The 21,634-nt window shown below is 43.3% G+C and carries 21 protein-coding genes; 12 read left to right on the top strand and 9 right to left on the bottom strand.

Annotation, left to right across the window (positions count from 1 at the left end; translation table 11 throughout):
- The first annotated feature begins 241 nt into the window (after positions 1 to 241).
- From RM347_RS28725 to RM347_RS28715, 3 genes are all read left to right on the top strand, one after another.
- Positions 242 to 1,000 (top strand): SDR family NAD(P)-dependent oxidoreductase, encoded by a 759-nt coding sequence (locus RM347_RS28725; RefSeq protein WP_322720480.1) that lies wholly within the window; start codon positions 242 to 244, stop codon positions 998 to 1,000.
- A gap of 13 nt (positions 1,001 to 1,013) precedes the next feature.
- A complete protein-coding gene (locus tag RM347_RS28720) occupies positions 1,014 to 1,634 on the top strand; it encodes a nucleotidyltransferase family protein (RefSeq protein WP_322720481.1) in 621 nt (206 codons plus the stop codon).
- Between the two features lie 119 nt (positions 1,635 to 1,753).
- Positions 1,754 to 1,912, top strand: a complete 159-nt coding sequence (locus tag RM347_RS28715; protein WP_322720482.1) for a hypothetical protein — start codon at positions 1,754 to 1,756, stop codon at positions 1,910 to 1,912.
- Here RM347_RS28715 and RM347_RS28710 read toward each other — a convergent pair.
- On the bottom strand, positions 1,899 to 2,174 hold the full coding sequence (locus RM347_RS28710) for a hypothetical protein (protein ID WP_322720483.1): 276 nt from the start codon (positions 2,172 to 2,174) through the stop codon (positions 1,899 to 1,901). The genes RM347_RS28715 and RM347_RS28710 overlap by 14 nt on opposite strands.
- A 216-nt stretch (positions 2,175 to 2,390) precedes the next feature.
- On the opposite strand from RM347_RS28710, the gene RM347_RS28705 reads away from it, so the two are divergent.
- A complete protein-coding gene (locus tag RM347_RS28705; protein ID WP_322720484.1) occupies positions 2,391 to 2,822 on the top strand; it encodes a helix-turn-helix domain-containing protein in 432 nt (143 codons plus the stop codon).
- A gap of 104 nt (positions 2,823 to 2,926) precedes the next feature.
- A complete protein-coding gene (locus RM347_RS28700; RefSeq protein ID WP_322720485.1) occupies positions 2,927 to 3,091 on the top strand; it encodes a hypothetical protein in 165 nt (54 codons plus the stop codon).
- Positions 3,092 to 3,171: 80 nt separating this feature from the next.
- Here the strand turns inward: RM347_RS28700 and RM347_RS28695 are convergent, their stop codons facing one another.
- Positions 3,172 to 3,369 carry a hypothetical protein gene (locus RM347_RS28695; RefSeq protein ID WP_322720486.1) on the bottom strand — a complete coding sequence of 66 codons (198 nt, stop codon included), beginning with the start codon at positions 3,367 to 3,369 and terminating at the stop codon, positions 3,172 to 3,174.
- Between the two features lie 222 nt (positions 3,370 to 3,591).
- On the opposite strand from RM347_RS28695, the gene RM347_RS28690 reads away from it, so the two are divergent.
- The 3 genes from RM347_RS28690 to lnt all read left to right on the top strand — a co-directional run bounded on the left by RM347_RS28690 (position 3,592) and on the right by lnt (position 9,279).
- Positions 3,592 to 4,926 (top strand): chloride channel protein, encoded by a 1,335-nt coding sequence (locus RM347_RS28690; protein ID WP_322720487.1) that lies wholly within the window; start codon positions 3,592 to 3,594, stop codon positions 4,924 to 4,926.
- Positions 4,927 to 5,066: 140 nt separating this feature from the next.
- Entirely contained in the window at positions 5,067 to 7,670 is a 2,604-nt protein-coding gene (gyrA, locus tag RM347_RS28685; protein ID WP_322720488.1) for a DNA topoisomerase (ATP-hydrolyzing) subunit A, read from the top strand.
- Positions 7,651 to 9,279, top strand: a complete 1,629-nt coding sequence (lnt, locus tag RM347_RS28680; protein ID WP_322720489.1) for an apolipoprotein N-acyltransferase — start codon at positions 7,651 to 7,653, stop codon at positions 9,277 to 9,279. The genes gyrA and lnt overlap by 20 nt, the downstream gene beginning before the upstream one ends.
- Before the next feature lie 175 nt (positions 9,280 to 9,454).
- On the opposite strand, the gene RM347_RS28675 is transcribed toward lnt, so the two are convergent.
- The 6 genes from RM347_RS28675 to RM347_RS28650 form a co-directional block, all read right to left on the bottom strand.
- Complete coding sequence (locus RM347_RS28675; RefSeq protein ID WP_322720490.1) at positions 9,455 to 12,265, bottom strand: GAF domain-containing sensor histidine kinase; 2,811 nt, start codon at positions 12,263 to 12,265, stop codon at positions 9,455 to 9,457.
- Between the two features lie 656 nt (positions 12,266 to 12,921).
- Entirely contained in the window at positions 12,922 to 13,392 is a 471-nt protein-coding gene (locus tag RM347_RS28670; protein ID WP_322720491.1) for an N-glycosidase, read from the bottom strand.
- 282 nt (positions 13,393 to 13,674) lie between these two features.
- The gene (locus RM347_RS28665) at positions 13,675 to 13,887 is read right to left on the bottom strand and encodes a hypothetical protein (RefSeq protein ID WP_322720492.1); all 213 of its coding nucleotides are present in this window, start codon (positions 13,885 to 13,887) and stop codon (positions 13,675 to 13,677) included.
- 796 nt (positions 13,888 to 14,683) lie between these two features.
- Entirely contained in the window at positions 14,684 to 15,301 is a 618-nt protein-coding gene (gene mreD / locus RM347_RS28660) for a rod shape-determining protein MreD (protein ID WP_322720493.1), read from the bottom strand.
- Between the two features lie 26 nt (positions 15,302 to 15,327).
- Positions 15,328 to 16,137, bottom strand: coding sequence for a rod shape-determining protein MreC (gene mreC / locus RM347_RS28655; protein ID WP_322720494.1), 810 nt, complete (start codon positions 16,135 to 16,137; stop codon positions 15,328 to 15,330).
- Positions 16,138 to 16,238: 101 nt separating this feature from the next.
- A complete protein-coding gene (locus RM347_RS28650; RefSeq protein ID WP_322720495.1) occupies positions 16,239 to 17,246 on the bottom strand; it encodes a rod shape-determining protein in 1,008 nt (335 codons plus the stop codon).
- A gap of 372 nt (positions 17,247 to 17,618) precedes the next feature.
- Here RM347_RS28650 and RM347_RS28645 point away from each other — a divergent pair, with 372 nt between their 5' ends.
- Positions 17,619 to 17,981, top strand: a complete 363-nt coding sequence (locus RM347_RS28645; protein WP_322720496.1) for a single-stranded DNA-binding protein — start codon at positions 17,619 to 17,621, stop codon at positions 17,979 to 17,981.
- A gap of 58 nt (positions 17,982 to 18,039) precedes the next feature.
- On the opposite strand, the gene RM347_RS28640 is transcribed toward RM347_RS28645, so the two are convergent.
- Positions 18,040 to 18,780, bottom strand: a complete 741-nt coding sequence (locus RM347_RS28640) for an SIMPL domain-containing protein (RefSeq protein WP_322720497.1) — start codon at positions 18,778 to 18,780, stop codon at positions 18,040 to 18,042.
- 63 nt (positions 18,781 to 18,843) lie between these two features.
- Between RM347_RS28640 and RM347_RS28635 the strand changes: the two genes are divergently transcribed.
- The 3 genes from RM347_RS28635 (at position 18,844) to RM347_RS28625 (ending at position 20,983) form a co-directional block, all read left to right on the top strand.
- Complete coding sequence (locus tag RM347_RS28635) at positions 18,844 to 19,026, top strand: hypothetical protein (protein WP_322720498.1); 183 nt, start codon at positions 18,844 to 18,846, stop codon at positions 19,024 to 19,026.
- On the top strand, positions 19,008 to 19,421 hold the full coding sequence (locus tag RM347_RS28630; RefSeq protein WP_322720499.1) for an EVE domain-containing protein: 414 nt from the start codon (positions 19,008 to 19,010) through the stop codon (positions 19,419 to 19,421). Before RM347_RS28635 ends, RM347_RS28630 begins: the two co-directional genes overlap by 19 nt.
- 86 nt (positions 19,422 to 19,507) lie before the next feature.
- Positions 19,508 to 20,983 carry a cation:proton antiporter gene (locus tag RM347_RS28625; RefSeq protein ID WP_322720500.1) on the top strand — a complete coding sequence of 492 codons (1,476 nt, stop codon included), beginning with the start codon at positions 19,508 to 19,510 and terminating at the stop codon, positions 20,981 to 20,983.
- Positions 20,984 to 21,634: the final 651 nt, after the last annotated feature.

Here is a 21,634-nt window from a genome sequence, read left to right as displayed (position 1 = left end):
GATAGATTTTATTTGCTTAAAAATTACTCCTCAGAGTTTAGATAATAAATCATTGAATATTAAAATACTCCATCAGGACTCTTGTATATACAACGCTGGTAAGAAAATTCATGCCTGTATAATCTTACCAAGTAGTGATGACTTTGTTATAGTAACTGCCCATGTCACAGATAGAATACCTTTAAGTTTGTACACCAAAAAGGAGTAACCTATATAGGGTAATAGAGAAGGAATTTATTTTGTGTCAGAGCAGCTCCAAAATAAAGTTGCCATTGTTACAGGTGCTGGAAAAGGCATTGGTCGGGCAATTGCGCTGACTTTTGCTCGTGAGGGAGCACATATTATTATTGCTGATAAATCTCCGCAGTTAGCTTCCCAAACCTCTGAAGCCATCAAAGCAATTGGTAAAAAAGCGATCGCAATAACAACTGATGTCACCCAAGAACAATCAGTTGTAGAAATGGTCAGGCAAGCACTGGAAATCTTTGGTACTATTGACATTCTGGTGGCGAATGCTGGCATTCAGCGTCGGTATTTTGTTGCTGACTTGCCGCGTCAAGAATTTCAAGCAATGCTTGATGTTAATTTACTTGGTACGTTCCTCACGTGCCAAGCGGTATTGCCTACGTTCTACACTCGACAGCAAGGCAATATCATCCTGATAGGTTCCGATTCAGGCAAACGTGGTTACGCATACAACTCTGCATATTGTGCCAGCAAATTTGCCATACTTGGTTTTATGGAAGCATTAGCTGATGAAGCACGTGCCTATCGAGTCCGGGTAAATGCGCTGTGTCTTGCTGGAGTCAAAACTGATATGGGTAAGATGCTACAAGAAGCAGACGGTACTTCAGTCAACGATACCTACTTTATGGAAACTGAAGAAGTCGCAGATGTAGCATTATTTCTGGCTTCGCATCAATCGCGTGCCATTCATGGGCAAGCAATCAATGTTTATGGCGGGGTTGATTACCGTCTTTTAAGAGAAGCAAACTTATGATCTAGCCACAACAGTGAGGGAATCAGACACCTTTAGCACTAATTTAAAATTTGCTATTGTTCTTGCAGCAGGTGCATCTACTCGCATGGGTACTTGTAAAACTTCACTCCCTTGGGGTAAAGGTAAAACATTATTAACTTATCAACTAGAACAGTGGTTAAGTGTAGGTTTTACCCCTGTAGTAGTGTTAGGTTTACACAACAGCAATAAACAAAAAGATTGTCCCTATGGGAGTTTAGCTGTAATTAATCCTCATGCCAATGTTGGTAAAACAATTTCTCTCCTCACAGGGTTGCAACATATTCCCCCAAACTTTGAAGTCTTAGCAATTTCCGCTGTTGACCAACCCAGAAAATTAGAGATTTACCAGCGATTACTGCTAGCACAGCAAGACAATTCAGCAATGATTACTGCACCCAGCTATGAAGGTAAAATGGGACATCCATTGTTATTTAGTAATGGGATGCGATCGCACTTACAAAATATTCGTGAAGAAACTCTCGGTTTACGCCAAATTATCCAAGAATTTTACCCAGTAATTCAAAAAGTAGAATTTGATAATCCTTCTGTGCTTGTTGATATAAATACGCCGGAAGTATATCAAAATGAATTACGTAGTTTTGAATGGCTATAGATTACAAGCATAAGTTTATATATTTCCAGCATATAAAAAACACCTCTCCCTGCTAACCACTTTCTTGCATAAAACACCAAACATGAATAAAATAAGGGAGAGGCGATTGGAGACACACTATGCCTACTGTTTATCTAAAAGGTGGCGGCACTGTAGAGGTGAGTTTAGAAGATTTAGAAGACTACTTGCGTGAAAATCGCGAGCGCATAGAGACTCGCCGTAAGCAACTGCGTAGACCCTCCGTTGATAGTACTACAGCCTTAACTAGCAGTAAATAACCACGGTGACATTAGGTAAATGTTCCGCGTTAAAATCTCCGTTAGTTTGCTGCTCTCTGGTTTCTGCAAAGTAAACATTGCAACCTGTAAAAAGTCTGTATTCTGTCATTGGGTTATCATTTTGTGAGGGTGTATAGTCTTTTTCAGAGCCTAACTCCGCATAAACATAAAGACCCTGTTTACCTCTTATCTCACCGTAAACGCAGCCATCAGCACAAGCCGCCTCGAATTCTTTGCATGTGGCTTTTATTCTTACTGCCATTGTTTGTCCTCACAAACAACCAGAAAAGACGCCTACCTCAGGTAAAAAGCGCAGGATTTTCGGTATGTTCGGCATTAGGTTATAATTGTTGTACAACAAAATAGTCATAAGTTAATTTTTCCTCTTTGTGTGAAAAATTGCTTGGAATTGTTGAACTGCTTTGAAAAATAGCTTTGCCTGTGCAGCAGGCATTGCAAACAAACTTATATTTCAGTAATGTTCGTTCACAACCTGCTTGATGAATATGGCTTAGACCCTTACGAGTTTCGGATCTATGCCCATGCAGTTCGGAGAACAGGAGGAAAGCTTGATGGTAAGTATTTTGCTAGCCTGAATAAAACAGCAGAAATCTGTCAAATGAGTGTTCGTAAAGCTCAGTATGCACTAAAGTTTCTATGTGAGGCAGGTTTTTTAAACCAGGAAAAGCGGAAAGGACGCACAGATCAGTATAGAATCACTCACAGTCGTGAATGGGCGAAACCAGAAAACCTAGAGGTCATTAGAGAAAAAGTTACAGGTGTTAAGAGAAAAAAGTCCCAAAATAATAGTAAATCAGCTAAATCAAAACCTTCTACAACTAAACAATCCAATGAAATAGACGTAGTAAATTTACTTACACCATCTCAAATTCCAACTGATGACCTTTGAGAAAATCATGTCGTATACTTAAGTAAGTACCATTTTCATGTAGAGTGCATTAGGCTAACTGTATTTAGATAAATATAAATTACAGCTTAAACATCGCGGTTTGAATGCGATCGCACTTACAAAATATCCGTGAGGAAACATTTGGTTTACGCCAAATTATCAAAGAATTTTATCCAGTAATTCATCACGTGAAATTTGAGAATTCGGCTGTACTATTAGATATCAACACGCCGGAAATATATCAGGAACAACTGCATAATATTGGATAGCAATAGATTCCTAACAAGATTCCCGACTTCTTCAAGAAGTCGGGAATCAAAGCATTTCGATTACTCTTTCACAAACCCAATCAATCGTCAGTTGGATCATCAATCATTTCCGGTACTAAAGCTGGGTTACTTTTACGTTCTTCTGGTGACTGCTCCCGAATCACATCGTCTATTCTCGCAGGGTGTTTGATTTTGTCCAGTACCTCTGGATCTAGTTGCGATGGATCGCCTTTTGGACTAGACTTTTCAGCTTGACTAGGAACTGTTTCCTTATTCATCACTATTTCCCCAAACTTATATGCCAAGCTTAGTTCTTCTATGTTGAGGTACACACTATCTTGGGACTTAATTTTACGCAGCAATAGGGAAGAAAAGGGTAGGCGTAGCCCGTGGTAAACATCGCTCTTTGTAGAACAAAGATGATTCACTAAACGAAATAGCCTTTACCATAAAAGACGTAAATATTCAGTACTATTCGTTTCACAAATAGGAAATAAGCAGTGTTACCAAAGAAACCTTCCGCTACCAATGAAACTCAACGCTGGACATTTGCTCAACTTTTTGGGCTGGTAAAGCGTAATCCCCTGATGATTTCGCAGTGGGTGATCCGCTGGGTAGTTGTGGGGATTGCTGGTGGTCTATTTGCGGCGTTGTACTGGAATGTTTTAGAGTTTTTCACTCACAGACTCCAGCGATTTGAGGGTTTTAGCCTCCTGATAGTGATGCCACTTAGCGGTTTAGTTATCGGTCTGGTGATTCATTTTTTGGGAAACCCCGGTGAAATCGCCGTGATTGTTGATAATATCCATTTTCGTGGCGGACGCTTAGATGCTCGCAAAAATCCCTCAATGATTCTTGCTTCTCTAATCAGCATATCGGCAGGGGGTAGTGCTGGGCCAGAAGCACCACTCGTACAGGTAACAGGTTCTTTTGGTACTTGGGTTGCCGATCGCTTAAAACTCCAAGGTGAAGACCTCAGAACTATGAGTTTAGCAGCAATGGCGGCTGGCTTTACTGCCTTATTTGGCGCACCTCTTGGCGGTGCAATGTTCGCCTTGGAGATTTTGCACCACGAGCATATTGTGGAATATTACGAAGCCTTAATGCCAGCCATTGTTTCGAGTTGCGCTAGCTATCTGGTGTTTGCAGCAATTACCCACTTAGGAATTGCGCCCACTTGGCATTTTCCTCAGTATCACCTAGAAAAGATTGATGATTTTGCGATCGCGATCGTGTTTGGAATTATCGGGGCGGTGGCGGGATGGATTTTTATGGGCATTTTTCGTGGCTGCGATGCCTTTTGGCAAGCCGTTTCACGTCTACGCGCCTTTGCCCTGATTCCTTTCCCCATTTATGTACGCACAACACTAGCAGGATTCGGACTTGGCAGTTTAGCAGTTTTATTACCCCTCACGCGTTATTTTGGACATGAAGAGTTAGATTCAGTCCTGACTACTAGCTTTGGTGCTGTTTTTCTCCTAACTCTAGCTCTTGGGAAAATGGCTGCCATTAGCATTACGGTAACAGGTGGGTGGCGCGGTGGATTCATCATTCCCCTGTTTTTCACTGGTGCTTGCATTGGTAAAGCAGTAGCAGTGTTAATTCCAGGACTTGATCCTGCCCTTGCCATGATTTGTACAATGGCGGCTGTCAACGCAGCCGTAACGCGCACACCTATAAGTACGACTTTGCTACTGTCAAAACTGACTAACTTGAGTCCCTTTACGCCAATCCTTTTTGCCAGTTTAATTGGATTTTTTCTTGCCCCTAAAGTTCCTCTGATCGCATCTCAACTCAAATCCCAGAGAGAAGCTACGAATCAAACAAGTGCCTGAGTTAGCTGACCAGGCAATAAAAAGCAATATATGCTAAGATTGTATCAAATTATAGCAATTATTCAAGAGCAATTTAGAATAATTTTGCGCTTTGTTGAGTAAAAAAGCTAAAATCTACGATTTTTGGAGATTTTTAGGTTATGACAACCTCACAGGAGAGGATTATCCCGACAGACTTGCGAAACGAAATGTCGCAGTCTTATCTGGAATACGCCATGAGCGTGATAGTGGGTCGGGCGCTGCCAGATGCCAGGGATGGTCTAAAACCTGTGCATCGTCGCATTCTCTACGCAATGCACGAGCTAGGTCTGCTCCACGATCGCCCCTTTAAGAAATGCGCCCGTGTGGTGGGGGAAGTGCTGGGTAAATATCACCCCCACGGCGACACGGCAGTGTATGATGCCTTGGTGCGGATGGCACAGGATTTTTCCATGCGATCGCCCCTAGTTAACGGGCATGGTAACTTCGGTTCGGTAGACAACGATCCGCCAGCCGCCATGCGGTACACAGAATGCCGCTTGCAAGCTTTAACTAGTGCTGGTCTACTCCATGACATTGAGTATGAAACCGTAGACTTTGCTGATAACTTCGACGGTTCTCAGCAAGAACCGACAGTTTTACCAGCACGGATTCCCCAGTTATTGCTTAACGGTTCCTCTGGGATTGCCGTGGGCATGGCCACCAACATTCCGCCCCACAACTTGGGCGAATTAATTGATGCTTTGGTGGCAGTAATCCACAATCCAGAAATCACCGATCTCGAATTAATGCAGTATGTCCACGGCCCAGACTTTCCAACTGGGGCGCAAATTTTGGGAACATCTGCCATTCGAGAAGCTTACACCACCGGGCGTGGTTCCATCACCATGCGTGGTGTAGCTAACATTGAAACCGTTGAACAGCGGGGACGGCCAGATAGAGAAGCAATTATCATCACCGAATTGCCCTATCAAACCAACAAAGCGGCGCTGATTGAAAAAATCGCCGAAATGGTGAACGAGAAGCGTCTAGAGGGCATCGCAGATATTCGGGATGAAAGCGATCGCGACGGGATGCGAATTGTCATCGAACTCAAGCGTGATGCTTATCCCCGCGTTGTGCTGAACAACCTCTACAAGCAAACACCACTGCAAGCCAACTTCGGCGCGAATATGCTGGCGTTGGTAAATAGCGAACCCCAAGTACTCACCCTCAAGCAGTTCTTAACCGTCTTCCTGGATTTCCGCATCGAATCCATTGCCAGACGCACCCGCTACGAACTGCGGAAAGCCGAGGAACGCGACCATCTTCTGCAAGGATTATTAATCGCCCTATCTCATTTAGATCCGATTATTGTCTTAATTCGTCATGCTCCCGATGCACCCACAGCCAAAGGCGAATTAATCACAACTTACGGACTCTCAGAAGTGCAAGCAGATGCAATTTTGCAGATGCAATTGCGACGTTTGACTGCCTTAGAAGCAGACAAAATTCGTCTGGAACACGAGGAATTACAAGCGAAAATTACTGACTTGCAAGATATTTTGGCACGCCGGGAGAGAGTGCTAGAAATTATCGAAACTGAAGTCGGGCAACTGAAAACTAACTTTGCCACACCCCGCCGCACGGTGATTTTACCAGGGGAAGGGGAATTAGACGATCGCGATCTAATTGCCAATGAAAAAGCGATAATTCTGGTGACAGAGCAAGGCTACATCAAACGGATGCCAGTTAACACCTTTGAAGCCCAAAGCCGTGCTACCAGAGGCAAAGCCGCAGCCAAGGTGAAAGATGATGATACCATTGAGCATTTTTTGACTTGCTGCGATCACGACAGTATTTTATTCTTTAGCGAGCGTGGTGTTGTTTATTGCCTGAGAGCTTATCAAATTCCAGCGAGTTCGCGTACCAGTCGCGGCACACCAATCGTCCAAATGCTACCGATTCCCAAAGAGGAAAAAATCACCTCCATTGTGCCAGTTGACGAGTTTAGCAACGAAGAATACTTAGTTATGCTCACTAAGGGCGGCAATATCAAGAAAACTGAATTGGCAGCCTTTAGTCACATTCGCGCCAATGGTTTGATTGCGATTTCCTTAGAAGAAGGCGACCAACTCCGCTGGGTGCGACGCGCCAGAGTCGAGGACAGCGTAATCATTGGTTCTCGTAACGGGATGGCGATTAACTTCCGGTGCAACCACGAACAACTGCGTCCTTTAAGTAGGGCGACTCGTGGAGTCAAAGCCATGAAACTCAAAAATAAAGATGAGCTGGTGGGTATGGATATTCTGCCCGCAGCAATTCTGGAAACTTTGGATGTTACAGAAGCCGAAACAGAAGATATCGAAACAATTGAAACAGAAGATATCGAAATTACCGAAATTACTGAAGAGTCCGCAGAAGTGCCAAGCAGTGCCAGTATTGGTCCTTGGGTGTTGGTAATTACAATGGGTGGATATGGTAAGCGCGTGCCAGTTGCCCAATTCCGGCTGCAAAATCGCGCTGGTCAGGGTTTAATGGCAACCAAGTTCAAAAACCGCAAAACCAAAGACAAGCTAGCAACCCTACGCATTGTGAACAACGATGACGACGAAATCATGATGGTGACGAATCGGGGTATTATCATCCGTCAAGCGGTGAATGCCATTTCTATCCAATCGCGATCGGCTACTGGAGTCAGAGTGCAGCGTTTAGACGAAGACGACGCCATTACCGGAGTGGCAATAGTTCCACCTGATGCTGGCGATGCAGAAGAAGCTGAGTAAAAAGCAGGGGGAGAGGTTAACTACCTTACTCCCTTATTTAATTGCCTTAGCCAGCGGCATTTTAATGGGGCTAACCGTTGCCCCTGTAGGTGCATGGTTCTTAGCTTGGATTGCCCTAGTCCCCTTATGGATACTAGTTGTCACTTCAGCCAAACGCAAAAACCAATCCTCCCTTACTCCCCCTGCTGTCCTTTGGGGTATCGGTTATCACGGTGTCGCCCTATCGTGGATTACGGGTATTCACCCGATGACTTGGTTGGGCGTTCCTTGGTTGCCAAGTTTGGCAATCACCCTTTTTTGTTGGGGATTTATCAGTGTCTTGGGAGGGGTATTTGTTGCAATTTGGGCAGCTGTAATGGTTCGCCTGAGCGGGCAAAAACCGTGGCTACGTGTACTGATTGGTACAGCTGTCTGGTGCGGTTTAGAAAGTCTGTGGAGTGCCGGGCCTTTGTGGTGGAGTTCCCTGGCTTATACACAAAGTCCGCATAATCTCGTAATTTTACACCTTGGTCAACTCTCTGGGCCTAACGCTGTGACAGCGGCAATAGTTGCCGTGAATGGCTTAATTGCTGAAGGATGGGCAAACCGCAGAGACACAGAGGGCGTAGAGAGAATTTCCTCTGTGTCTTCCGCGCCTCTGCGGTTCGTTAGTAAATACTTTGTTATCGCCACAGGACTATTAATTACCTTACACCTCATCGGTTTTGTCTTATACAGCCGTCCCATCGCCCAAGCACCAGAAGCAGCCTTGAAAGTGGGGATTGTTCAGGGTAATATCCCAAACCGACTTTTACGAAGTTCTGAAGGGTTTCGTCGCGCCCAAGAAAATTACACCAATGGGTATATAACTTTAGCAAACGAAGGTGTAGATGCAGTCCTCACCCCAGAAGGAGCCTTACCTATTTTCCAGCGTAACTTGCTGGGAACTGCCTTGGTTGCAGCTGTGAAAGAAAAAGGTGTAGTTGCTTGGATTGGAGCTTTTGGCGAACGGGGAGACAGTTATACAATTAGCTTGTTTACTTTCAATGCTAAAGGTGAAATTGTCAGCCGCTACGATAAAGCCAAACTAGTACCGCTGGGAGAATATATTCCTTTTGAAGGAATTTTAGGCGGGCTAGTTCAGCGCTTATCACCTTTGGATGCACACCAAGTTCCTGGTTCAGCAAATCAGTTATTTGACACCCCTTTTGGTCGGGCGATCGCTAGTATATGTTATGAATCTGCTTTTCCTGAACAATTTCGCCGTCAAGCTGCGGCGGGTGGGCAATTTATCCTCAGTTCTTCTAACGATGCTCATTACAGTGCGTCGATGCCATTCCAGCACCATGCACAGGATATTATGCGGGCAATCGAAACCGATCGATGGTCAGCACGGGCAACTAATACCGGATATTCAGCCTTTGTAGCTCCTCACGGCAGAACCTTGTGGATATCTGGATATAATACCTACGAAACTCATGCTGAAACAATTTATCGGCGACAGACACAGACTTTATATGTGCGTTGGGGTGATTGGTTAACACCGTTGTTATTGATATCCTCTGGAGGAACTTGGCTGATAATTCAAGTTAGCAGTATAAAGAAATTCAGTAATTTTGGAAGTCCCTAAGGTATTGAGTCTTTTGAGTTATTTTGTCCAGACGTTAACAATTAGCAATGTGGCATTGGTGTTAACTTTAGCTACAACCCTTTTACAATCTAGTTTTCAGGTTACTTTTTGTGTCATCATCTAGAGCCAAGTTAAAGCAAATTGGTTTTAGACATAGGTTGTTCTTCCTGCTCCTCTAACTTTGGCTAACTATTTTAGCTGGAGGCTTGATAGGAATCTCAATCCAGAACTCTGTACCTTTGCCAGGTTCTGAAATGCACTCCATTATTCCCCCATGTTTTTCGACAATAATCTGATAGCTGATTGCCAGCCCCAAACCTGTACCTTTGCCCACAGGTTTGGTAGTGTAAAACGGGTCAAAAACTCGCTTTTTCACCTCTTCAGTCATTCCGGGCCCATTGTCACTAATACGAATTAACAGATGAGAGTTGTCTGCTGACACTTTAGTAGAAATGTGGATAGTAGGCTTTGGATATAGCTTATTCCCTTTGTCCCCATTGCCCCTTATCGCCAGAGGGGACCCGGAGTTCCCCATTCCCCATTGCCCTTTATCCCGAAAGGGGACCCCGAATTCCCCATTCCCCATCATCAAGGCATCTATGGCATTGCTGAAAATATTCATGAATACTTGATTCATTTGGCCGGCATAGCATTCCACCCGTGGGATGTTGCCATAGTCTTTGATTACCTCAATGCGTGGAAATTCAGCATTTCCTTTCAGCCGATGTTGCAAAATTAATAACGTGTTATTAATACCTTCATGCAGGTCAACACGCTTGTTTTCAGCCTCATCCAAGCGAGAAAAATTGCGTAACGACAGCACTATTGAGCGGATGCGCTCAGTTCCTACTTGCATTGAGGTCATGATTTTTGGAAGGTCTTCTACCAAAAATTCAAAATCGATCGCTTCGATCGCGGCGTTAATTTCACTATGGGGATGGGGATAGTGTCGCTGATAGAGACTTAAAATTTCTAGCAATTGTTCGGTGTAGTCACTGGCGTGGCAAAGGTTCCCGTAGATAAAGTTAACAGGGTTGTTGATTTCGTGGGCGATACCTGCCACCAACTGTCCTAAGCCGGACATTTTTTCGGTGTGAATTAATCTTGTCTGTGTTTCTTGGAGTTCATGTAGGGTATGCTTTAACTGGGCAGCTTGATTTCTGGCTTCAATTTCGGCATTACAGGTTTGTTCGTAGAGTTGGGCTTGTTGAATGGCGATCGCAGCCTGATCTCCTAGCTGTTGCAATAAATCAATTTCTGCATCCTGCCAAATTCTGGGAGCCTCACATTCATGAGCAATTAGTAAGCCCCATAGTTCTATACCTATATTAATCGGAACTATTAAGTTTGCTTGCACTTGCAAACTCTGCAAAAACTCTCGATGACAATCAGTTAAAGAAGCTGTTGAAACGTTATTAATTGCCCGTACCCTACCCTGACAGTATAGACGCGTATACTCATCAGGAAAGCATTCCGGTGGTGGATTCACTCCCAAAACTGATTGCCAATTGCCATTAATCTCTTCCACAATCACCGATTTACTCTTCAGTTGCAAAATCAGCACCCGGTCTGAATTTAGCAGGGGACGGACTTCCCGAACGATAGTTTGCAGGGTTGTCTGCAAGTCCAATGTGCGGCGAATCTGTTCGGTAACTTGTTTGAGTAGTTTAGTAAGCAGTAATGATTTTTCGAGTTCAGCGGTTTGCTCTTGCACCCGTAGTTCTAGGTTGGTATTCAAAGCTTGTACCTGTTTGTACATTTGCTGCTGCTGAATTGCCATTGAGAAATGATCGTATAAGGCTTGGGCCAATGACATATCTTCCGGTTTCCACTCAGGTGCTTGCCCCTTTTTTTGCTCTCGCCAAACTTCAAAGGAAAGCTGGGGCAGCAGTTGTCGCCGATTTTGTTCAGATCGTCCCGCCCACAAGACTTCCGTTTCAAATTCAGAGCGAAAAATACTTAATACACCAATAAATTTTTCGCGGTAATGTAGGGGAATCACCATAAGTCCGCGAATTTGAGTAGAACGGAATGCTAAAGCTAAAACTCGCAAACATGGTTCTTTATAGAGGTCAACGGTTGCCCAAATATTACCTTGTTGAAACTCAGCCATCCAGCTTTGCCACATGGGATGCTGTTCGATAATGCTGTTATCTAACTCGTAGGGGAGTGTAGGTTGGTCGCCCCAAGTGTATAGTTTCCGACTCTCTTCAATGTAAAGCCTGCCACCTACTCCATTCAAGGCAGTAATAACTTCTTCTAGCGCTCCTTGTAATTGGATTGTCGGCAGTTTATGCAATAGTGTGGTAACTCGGTTAATAGTAGCTTCTCGCTCTTGCTTGGCGTGGGCTTCCGTGAGTAGATTACTTTGAGCGATCGCGATCGCTACTTGGTCAGCGACTTGCTGCAAAACTTTCAGTTCCCGCTTCAAAATCTTTCGCGGTTCACTGTGATGAGATACCAATAATCCCCACAATTTAGGCTTTGCCGACTGTTCTTGGAGGTCGCAATGTAAAATTGGCACTACTAGCGAAGACTGCACACCCATTGCCTTTAGATATTTAATATGGCACGGGTCTACCTGCCGATAGTAGATATTTGTTTCTAGACGTTTGCCAGTTTCTTTTGACTGTAGAGGCGATAGCCCAATCTTGCCGTTTGCCACATCCACAATCGAACGTTGCTGCGCTAACAGAAACATCTCCCTGGCTTCTTGTGGAATATCATGAACTGGGAAGCGTAACCCCAACAAGGATGGCAGACTCTGCTCATGAATAGATTCAGCAATGACTTCACCACTACCATCAGCATCAAAGCGATAGACCTTTACCCGATCTGCACCCAAAAATAAACGCACTTGGCTAACGGTACTTGTTAATATCTCTTGGAGGTCGAGCGATCGCCTAATCTGTTTTATTATCCGATGCAGTAAACTTTCTCGATCTAAGCTTTGCTGCAACCCATTAGGTTTATCGGTAAATGTCATTGTCTATATACACTATGACTAAAGTATATTTTTTTTAATAATTGTCTTGATGAGAATTTTCAACTTATAATGCTTTGATTTTCATCCCATTTCACGAAATTTTTGCTACAAATACGTTGCCAGCCCCGTAAACTTGTTATAAATATTTTTGTTAATGGTATTAAAGGATCTTTGAGAAGTATTAGATATTTGGCTGAATCACCGTAGTTTTATAAAATTTATTTAGGAGTATCTCAAACCCCTTGATATAGAAGTGGTCAGATAGCTTAGGACATTAGCAAATCGTAAGAGAGCGACTGTCATAGCTATCAATAGTAGATTTGTCCTAACTAGGATCGCAGCCGCTACATATCATCAAATACTCTCCAAACATCCTCTTAAGTCTAAAGTTGAGAAAATCTTATTCATAGACACCTATTAATTTTATATTCTTAATCATCAAACTATTTCAGTGATATCACCCAAATTAATGTCTTCATAATTGGTTTGAGAGAAAAACAATTTTTACCATTTTTGCTCATTAATTCAGTTAATTAAGTTTTTTTCAAACGAATAACTAAATTATTGGCAACTTTTTATAATATTTTTAACTGGGGAATTTTACTATACCTCGTTTGATTACTGATTTAATTTTGAATGTAACTATTTTGATTAAATTATTCGTAAATTCCCGTTAAAGATAGTAAATTACGGATTTCTTCACGCACACTCATGAGAGTTTTACCGAGATGGTTTTGACCAGCTTTATTAGCACCACAGCCCCAAAAAGAATCGGTTGGGGAGTTTTCAACCAAAATCTCATCGCCTGTTTTCAGGAGAACTTCTCTAATATCAGCATGAGTGAGAAACTTTTTAAGTACAGCTTCTCGCATTATTTGAGTTTTGACTAAACCCCAGTCTCGACGCAGTTGACGAGTGCTACATCTTCCCAAAGCAGCAGCTTCTTCTGGGGTGGCGGCAGTATGGATGAGGGGTATAATTACTGCATCCGTGCTGCCGACAAACTTTTGTGCTTGATAATAATGCTCAACCGTTGGCCAGTAAGTACCCTGGATGTGGATTCCGTGGGGAGAAAAGTTAGAAAAACAGCCATAAGGCTGCCAAACCTTATAAAAGTAAATGGTCATTTGAAAATTGCTCTTTTATATATCAACTTTACGGTAACTGAAACTTTAGGTTTCAAAACTCTTCATTTTTATGAAGGCTTAATAACATCAGGTCAGGGGAATTATTTTACACAATTTCTGGAACACAGGTTTACCACTTTACTCATAAGCTTTAGAAGTATGTGCTTACCACCTAGCTATTTTTTACCCTGTTCATTGAAGTTAGCTTTGACTGAGTCGCGGTAGTCAATCAATTCCTTGGACAGAAAGCATTCTAGTTTCCACGCCGATCAAGATATATTGCTACAGGCTAATTCGACATAAATATGAACCACTCGGTTTTTCAACAAGTCCATCTCCTAACTGTTCCAGAACAGTACCTATCCCTAACCTCATTTTGAAAGTGTCGCGGCTGCGGTTGCCTTTAATCCATTTAGTCTCGCCAGCTAATCGCTTCACGATGATTTCTACGCGCAATGTCTTATATGCTACATCTGCGCGCTTAGTTTTCTTCACCTCCCCCACTTTGTACTCAATCCCTGGCTTCCCGTTGACACCCAAAAATGATTCAACGGGATAACTCCTGTTGAGCAAATGCTATACCTACTGGCGTGACACAACTAAAATAGTGCAATAAATTTTGTAGGTTAGGTTGAGCAACGCGAAACCCAACCTACGCTTAATGCATCATTTCAGCTAGTGTCAGTCCACTACGGCGGCAAGCTACGCATTCGTAACCCAAAACCGAACTTATCAAACACGCTCATATAAGGATTAAATGCTATCTGGATAAACATCTGAGCAATTTTTGCCTCTAGACGCTGCTCATAAAGCGAGATATCGTATATTCAATCAGCGTGCAGTTCCAGGATTGGGTCAATCTTAATGCTCCTAACAAATGTGGAATAGCTTACCAAACAAAAATCCTGTTCCAGAACAAAAACCCCAGGAAAGGGGTACTATATCGGTGTTCCAGAACACATTAAAGCTTTTCTGGAATATAACTGGATGGAAAAGTACTGTACTTCCAAACGAAAAAATAATTATGGTTTTGGGCGTAGGCGTAGCCCCTCGTAGATATCGCCGATTTTTACTCTCCAGTCTCCAATACCCAATGCCTAAGCAAAAATGAGGAATTGCGTTGGCGTAGCCTCTCCAAGAGTTACCCATCGTAGACATCGCCTGATTCTATGGAAAGCGATCGCATCTGCGAGTAGCATATTTGAGTTTATCTGTCGCGGCTGCTTTTGTCACTTTGTTGATGCAGTATCCCAAGCAGAGTTAGATAGTGTCTCTAAAGCTACGGACTTTACTATTGCTCCAACAATTTCATCCGCTGCCACCAAAGGTTCAGGGGATAATACACCACAGGTGCCCATAAACTACTAAGAATGGCAGAAGCAAGGGCGACACGTTGGTAATATGTCCAAATATCTGTTACCTTGCGCTCATCACCTATCAAAGTTAACTCCAATCCAAAGATAGTTTCTGCCAAAACTGCCATAACAAAGACAATTACAGCAATCGAAATAAAATCTTCTTCGATAAAACGCTGTTTCTGGAGCAGACCAGTTAAGACTCCCACTATACCTAAACTGATGGCATGAGTAGGGTTAGGTGATGTCATTGAATCTTGAAGTAACCCCAGAACTATGCCTGCCAATGCTCCGGCAAACACCGTGCGCTTCACACTCCAAGCTACTACCCAAATTAACAGCCAGTTAGGGCCAATTCCCAATAATTCCATACCCGGCAGACGGGTTGGCAATAACAGTAAACATAACAGTACAGATCCAAGCGTCACTATCCAACCCAACAACTGACGTATACCAGGATGCCAACGAGCAAGGGGCTGGATTTGGAATTTCGATTTTCGCTCTGACGATTTTGGCTTTTTCTGCCTGCTACCACCAAATGCAGGAATCTTCATTTTTCTATGGATTTTCAAGGAAGAATTTACTTAGACTTTTGCGGCACTTCATTTGCCGACTTTTGGGTTTCCAACTCTTGGTTTTCTAGCTTTGGATAAACAGCTACCCAATCGAGAGAGCGGATTGGCGGAAAAAGCTCAATTTTGGCCACTGATGCAGGAAGTTTCTTTAAATCCAGCGACTTGATTCGTCCTACTGCCAAGCCAGATGGAAATTTCTGACTATAAGTAGATGTGGAAACTAAATCTCCTACCTTCACATTTGGGACTTTTTCATAAAACTCCAGCACAGCTTCGGCAGAAGAATCCCCTCGCAAAACGCCTTTAGCTGCCGTGCGGCTAATAGATACACCTACTTGACTCTTGAGGTCACTGATTAATAACACGCGGCTAGTATTGGGAGTTACACTCTCCACCAGACCCACCAATCCGCCATCTGCCTTGACTATGAAGCCTTCCTGAATCCCCGCATTCGCGCCCCGATTCAGGGTAACTTGTTGCCACCACTGATCAGCACTACGTCCTACCACCCGCGCTGGAATGGGCCGTGATGCCAGTGGCTCTTTTTCCACATAGCCTAATAAATCTTGTAGCTTTGTCTTTTGACTTTCCAAATCTACTATACGGGTTTGCAATTCCAATACCCGAGCATCTCTGAGACGTTCTTCTCGAGTTGGCCCTGACTGCAACATCTCTAACGGACGGGTAATTGCCTGGTATGTCTCAAGCACTAGCTCACCTTGAGTCTGTCGCACTATCCAAGCACTACCAACTACTAAAGCTAACAACCCGATTTGCAACCCTTTACGATCCCACCAACGCCGTATTGTAACCATATATACCTTTGTATACTTATATAAATTAAGTTCTACTTGGATTCTATTTATATAAAACCCAAATAGAACTCAAATAGAACTCAAGTCTGATATTTTTTTTGCTACATATTGCGAGAGCTTTCAGTGACAACTCGTTCCAACTGTTTGAAGTTTTCTAACACACGACCTGTTCCCAGCACAACACAGCTCAAAGGATCGGCAGCAATGTGGGTCACAATCCCTGTTTCATGGCTAATCAGAGTATCTATGCCTTTGAGCAAAGCACCGCCACCAGCTAACATAATACCTCTGTCAATAATGTCTGCTGCCAGTTCTGGAGGTGTGCGTTCCAGTGTCCGCTTCACAGCTTCTATAATTACTGATAGCGGTTCCAACATACTTTCACGGATTTCCGGCCCTTTGATCGTTACAGTTCGCGGTAGACCAGAAAGCAGATGTAAGCCTCGGATTTCCATCATGGCGTCATTATCATCATTAGTAGGATAGGCAGAACCCATCCGAATCTTGATGTCCTCGGCAGTACGTTCACCAATGACTAAGTTATGAACTTTCTTAATATACTGAATGATCGCTTCAGTCAGTTCATCTCCAGCAATGCGTACTGATTCACTGATCACCGTACCCTGAAGACTCAGCACTGCAACTTCTGTTGTCCCACCACCAATATCGATGATCATGTTGCCAGTGGGTTCGGCAACAGGTAGTCCTGCACCAATGGCCGCAGCTACAGGTTCATCGATTAAATATACTTTTCTTGCTCCTGCTTGGTGAGCTGCATCCATCACAGCTCGCCTTTCTACTCCTGTAACACCACTGGGAATACCAATGACAATCCGGGGTAGAATTAAGGATTTTCCTTCATTGACACGCTGAATAAAGCTTTTCAGCATCAGCTCGGCTATATCGAAGTCAGCGATTACACCATCCCGCAAAGGGCGGAGCGCAATCACATTTCCAGGTGTACGACCGAGCATTTTTTTAGCTTCTTCTCCTACTGCTAGTGCTACCTTTTCGTTGACATCAATAGCAACTACAGAAGGCTCTTGCAGTACAATACCTTTACCAGATACATAAACGAGGGTGTTAGCAGTACCGAGGTCGATACCCATATCCCATGATGTGCGAAAGTTCCTAAAAATACCCACGCGTCTCTAAGCCCCCTATGTGCGATACTTCTTGACTACAACGGTAAGAGTTAATCGTGCCGGATTCGATTAGGTTTGTATCCTGAGTTCAGTAAACTAGACTATATTTTTATATGATTCCCAGGAATATTTACTATGTCTCAGGCCTCTATTTTTTGATATTCTCTGGTTAGCTTAGTATATCCGTATACTTTTATGTGTTTCTCCAAGTAGTATGTATAATTTTTCAAGTCAACTATATTGTTAACTGTTTAACACATTATTTTCAAGTGTTTCACAATTCGCTATGATGAAAGTCGGAATTGCTAAGTACATTTGTACTGAAAGGTAACATACATGAGTATAAATATTGTCACCCTTGTTGGTCGTGTAGGCGGCGACCCTGATATAAAGTATTTTGAATCCGGTAGTGTTAAGTGTAGATTGACACTGGCGGTAAAAAGACGATCGCGCAACAGCGATGAACCTGACTGGTTCACGCTGGAATTATGGGATAAGACGGCTGAAGTAGCAGGTAATTATGTCCGTAAGGGAAGCCTAATTGGCATAAAAGGTTCTTTGAAGTTTGACTCTTGGAGCGATCGCCAAACAGGAGCAAACCGTTCTACACCAATTATTAGAGTAGACCAACTGGAATTATTAGGCTCTAAGCGAGATGGAGAGGGCGGTACAGGAGATATGTCTTCAGAACATTTTTAATTGGTCATTAGTCATTAGTTCTTAGTAATGCCAATGACTAATGACTAATCACTAATAACTAATAACTAATTTGCAACGTCACCGATGCTTCTACTTCCTGTTCACCACCAACAACAGGGGTGGAAGCATTAGCTACCTTTGCAGCCTCAGCCCGTAAAAACATGGGTGGTGGAGGTGGAGTTGCATTATTAACTTGAATGCTCACCACTTCTTTGGGTTTAAAACCCAAGGCACTGAAAACGGCATCAGCTTGCTGCTGGGCATCTTGGGTAGCTTCTTTTAATGCTTGTTTTCGAGCGGCCGCGATCGCTTCATCATTCGCAACAAAACTAATACCGTTAATTTGTGTCGCACCCGCTTTTACTGCATCATCCAATAATGTCCCAGCTTTCTCGGTAGGAATGCTAAAACTCACAGTGTTAATGGCAGCATAGCCTGTAATCTGCTGCACATTATTGGTATAGCTGTAAACTGGGTTGAGCCGGATACCAGTAGTTTGTAATTTTTCAACATTTTGGCTCTTAAGAAACGCAACTACAGCGGATGACCTCCGGGCGGCATCTTGCTGCACCTCCTGTGCTGTTTTCCCTTGAATCTCTACTCCTAAACTGACTTGTGCCAAGGTTGTAGGAATTGTTTCTACTCCACGACCACTTACACTAAGAGTTCGCCACAATTTTTCCTTTTCTTGTGCGAATGCAGGTAGTACAAAAGTTGCACATACCAGCAAGGCCAAAGGCAGTATTTTCCACAAGTTTCCATTTGGAAACTGAGAACCAGGTAAAGCGGCTCTAGTCATAATATTTGCACTCCTCAAAGTATCCACAGATGTTTTTATTAAACGTATGTAGCAATCTTACTGGTGGCTGTTGAGAGTCAACAGTCACCACAAGTTTTTCACAACTTAAGTGCGATCGCTAGATACGATTTGTATGTTCTTACTTTGACACTGCGATCGACAAAAACTGAAATGGTTACATTTTTGGAAACTAAAAAAATTACACTAGCCTTTTTGGAGATTTTGTTGTGGCGTATTGGCTGCTGAAAACTGAACCGGAAAATTACTCTTACTTCGATTTGGAACGGGACGGCAGTACAGTTTGGGATGGAGTCAACAATTCCCTAGCACTAAAACATATACGTACCATGCTTCCTGGTGACTTGGCGTTTATTCATCACACAGGCAAAGAACGGCAAGTCATAGGTTTAGCAGAGATAGTTAGTCAACCCTATATCGATCCAGCACTCAATGACAGCAAACGGGCAGTTGTAGATGTGCGGGCATTACGAAGAGTACCCCAACCCGTCACCCTAACCCAAATCAAACAAGACAATAAATTCACAAACTTTGACTTGCTGCGACTTCCGAGACTGTCTGTAGTCCCAGTTTGGGAAGTCTACTGGCAGCACTTGATCGAGTTGACAGGTGGCACAAATTAACTTAATCAAGTTGCCAATTACGTCTCCATAGATGGATGTTTTTCAGAAACGCGTCAAAATCAAAGAGAAGGATTTTCACAGAACCCATGCATTTGTTAGATCCAATCAGCTTCTCTTTTCCTCTGCTGGCCAGCGCAACACAAGCCGCAGACAGTTCAATGGTAGTAGCAGCAGTGCTACTAAGTTTAGTAGTCATTTATCTAGCCAGCAAAGTTGGTGGAGAGTTATCAAACCAAGTGGGTTTACCGCCTGTCTTAGGCGAACTCGTAGGTGGTGTGGTAGTTGGCATCTCTGTTTTCCACCTTTTGGTGTTTCCAGGAGGCGGCACAGACAGTTCTAACTCTTTGATCATCTCTTTCCTTCAAACCACTGCTGGTTTGACGCCTGAAGCCACTCCAGCGGTGTTTGCCGCGCAGTCCGAGGTCGTTTCCGTTTTGGCAGAATTGGGTGTGATCATCCTGCTGTTTGAAATCGGCTTGGAGTCGAACTTAAAAGATTTAATGGCAGTTGGTATCCAAGCCACTGTCGTTGCAGTAGTGGGGGTAGCAGTACCCTTTGCTGCTGGTACTGTGGGACTGATGACTCTGTTTGGTATTGGTGCTGTACCCGCAATTTTTGCCGGGGCGGCTTTGACTGCCACTAGTATCGGTATTACTTCCAAGGTGCTGTCAGAGTTGGGGCGACTCAATTCTAAAGAAGGGCAGATTATTTTGGGTGCTGCTGTAATTGACGACGTACTAGGAATCATCGTTTTAGCGGTAGTTGCCAGCCTAGCTAAAGATGGCGTGGTGGATGTCAGCAAAGTAATTTATTTGATTATCAGTGCCACTGGTTTTATTTTGGGAGCAATCCTACTAGGCAATGTTTTCAATAAGTCCTTTGTGGCGATCGCTGATAAACTCAAAACCCGCGGTGGACTGGTAATACCAGCATTCATCTTCGCCTTTGCTATGGCATACCTTGCCGCCGTCATCCACTTAGAAGCAATTCTGGGAGCTTTTGCAGCGGGTTTAGTTCTGGAAGAGACAGAGAAGCGCAAAGAACTGCAAACGCAAGTCTGTCCCATTGCCGATATGTTAGTGCCAATTTTCTTTGTGACTGTTGGGGCAAAAACCGATTTGGGAGTTTTAAACCCAGCAATTCCCGATAATCGAGAAGGTTTAATTATGGCAACTTTCCTGATTGCAGTAGCCATTCTCGGTAAAGTAATCACAGGCTTAAGCGTGTTTGGTCAACCGGAAATCAACCGTTTAGCGATTGGTGTGGGGATGATTCCCAGAGGGGAAGTCGGGTTAGTCTTTGCCGGTGTTGGCGCTGCCAGTGGTGCTCTCTCAAAACCATTAGGGGCAGCAATTATCATGATGGTTATCTTGACAACCTTTTTAGCTCCTCCCTTGTTACGATTTGTATTTCCAGACCCAAAAACTGTGGACTTAGGCTCAGAGCAACTGATTTTAGATGGTTCCTCTGGGACTTCTTTGGTAATTAAACCACCTCAGTCGAGGGTGCCAGTATCAGATGATAGTGGCAATTTAGAAGTAACTCCAGATAGCGATCGCTAATTAAAGTTTTGGGTAAATTCTTACTGAGTTCTGAGTGATTTTCGCTCAGGATTCAGGACGGCAATTTGGAAGTAACTCTAGAATCTGGCGATCGCTAATCAAAGTCTTGGGTAAATTCTTACTGAGTTCTGAGTGATTTTCGCTCAGGACTCACGACTCTGAATTCAGTACTATCACCGTACTTTGAAGATTTTGCAATTGTGTAGTGGAAACTTGTGTACCCAAATTTTCGTCCCGTGTGATTGTAGAATAATCGTCTGTTTATAATTTCTACCAGCATTCGGAATGTTATTTATTTCTAGTCTCCCTTGGCTTGTGGGCCTTTATCTGAATATTTTCTAGGTAATTGGGGAGTAACACCCATAAATCTTGCTAGATCATCTGACAGTAATGGGAATTATTTACTTAGTGCATTGATGGCAAAAAACAAAAAACAGTTATCAGTGAACGGTTATCAGTTATTAGTTTTCTAGCTTCCTTGGGAGTCAGAGTTCCTACCTCTAAAGGTAGAAGATTTCACATGGAGATTTAGACGCAATATGAAACCTGATAACTGATTTTAATTGGTATTACAGTAGTTTTCAGGTATTTAGACCATGACTGAGACGGGGAGTTAGAGAGTGCTGTAGTTCAATTACTTGCAAAGCGCTC

The organism is Nostoc sp. ChiQUE02, from assembly GCF_034531305.2.
In the GTDB taxonomy this organism is placed as follows: domain Bacteria; phylum Cyanobacteriota; class Cyanobacteriia; order Cyanobacteriales; family Nostocaceae; genus Nostoc.
The sequence above is the reverse complement of the archived record's forward strand: the minus strand, read 5'-3'. Positions and strand labels throughout refer to the sequence as shown.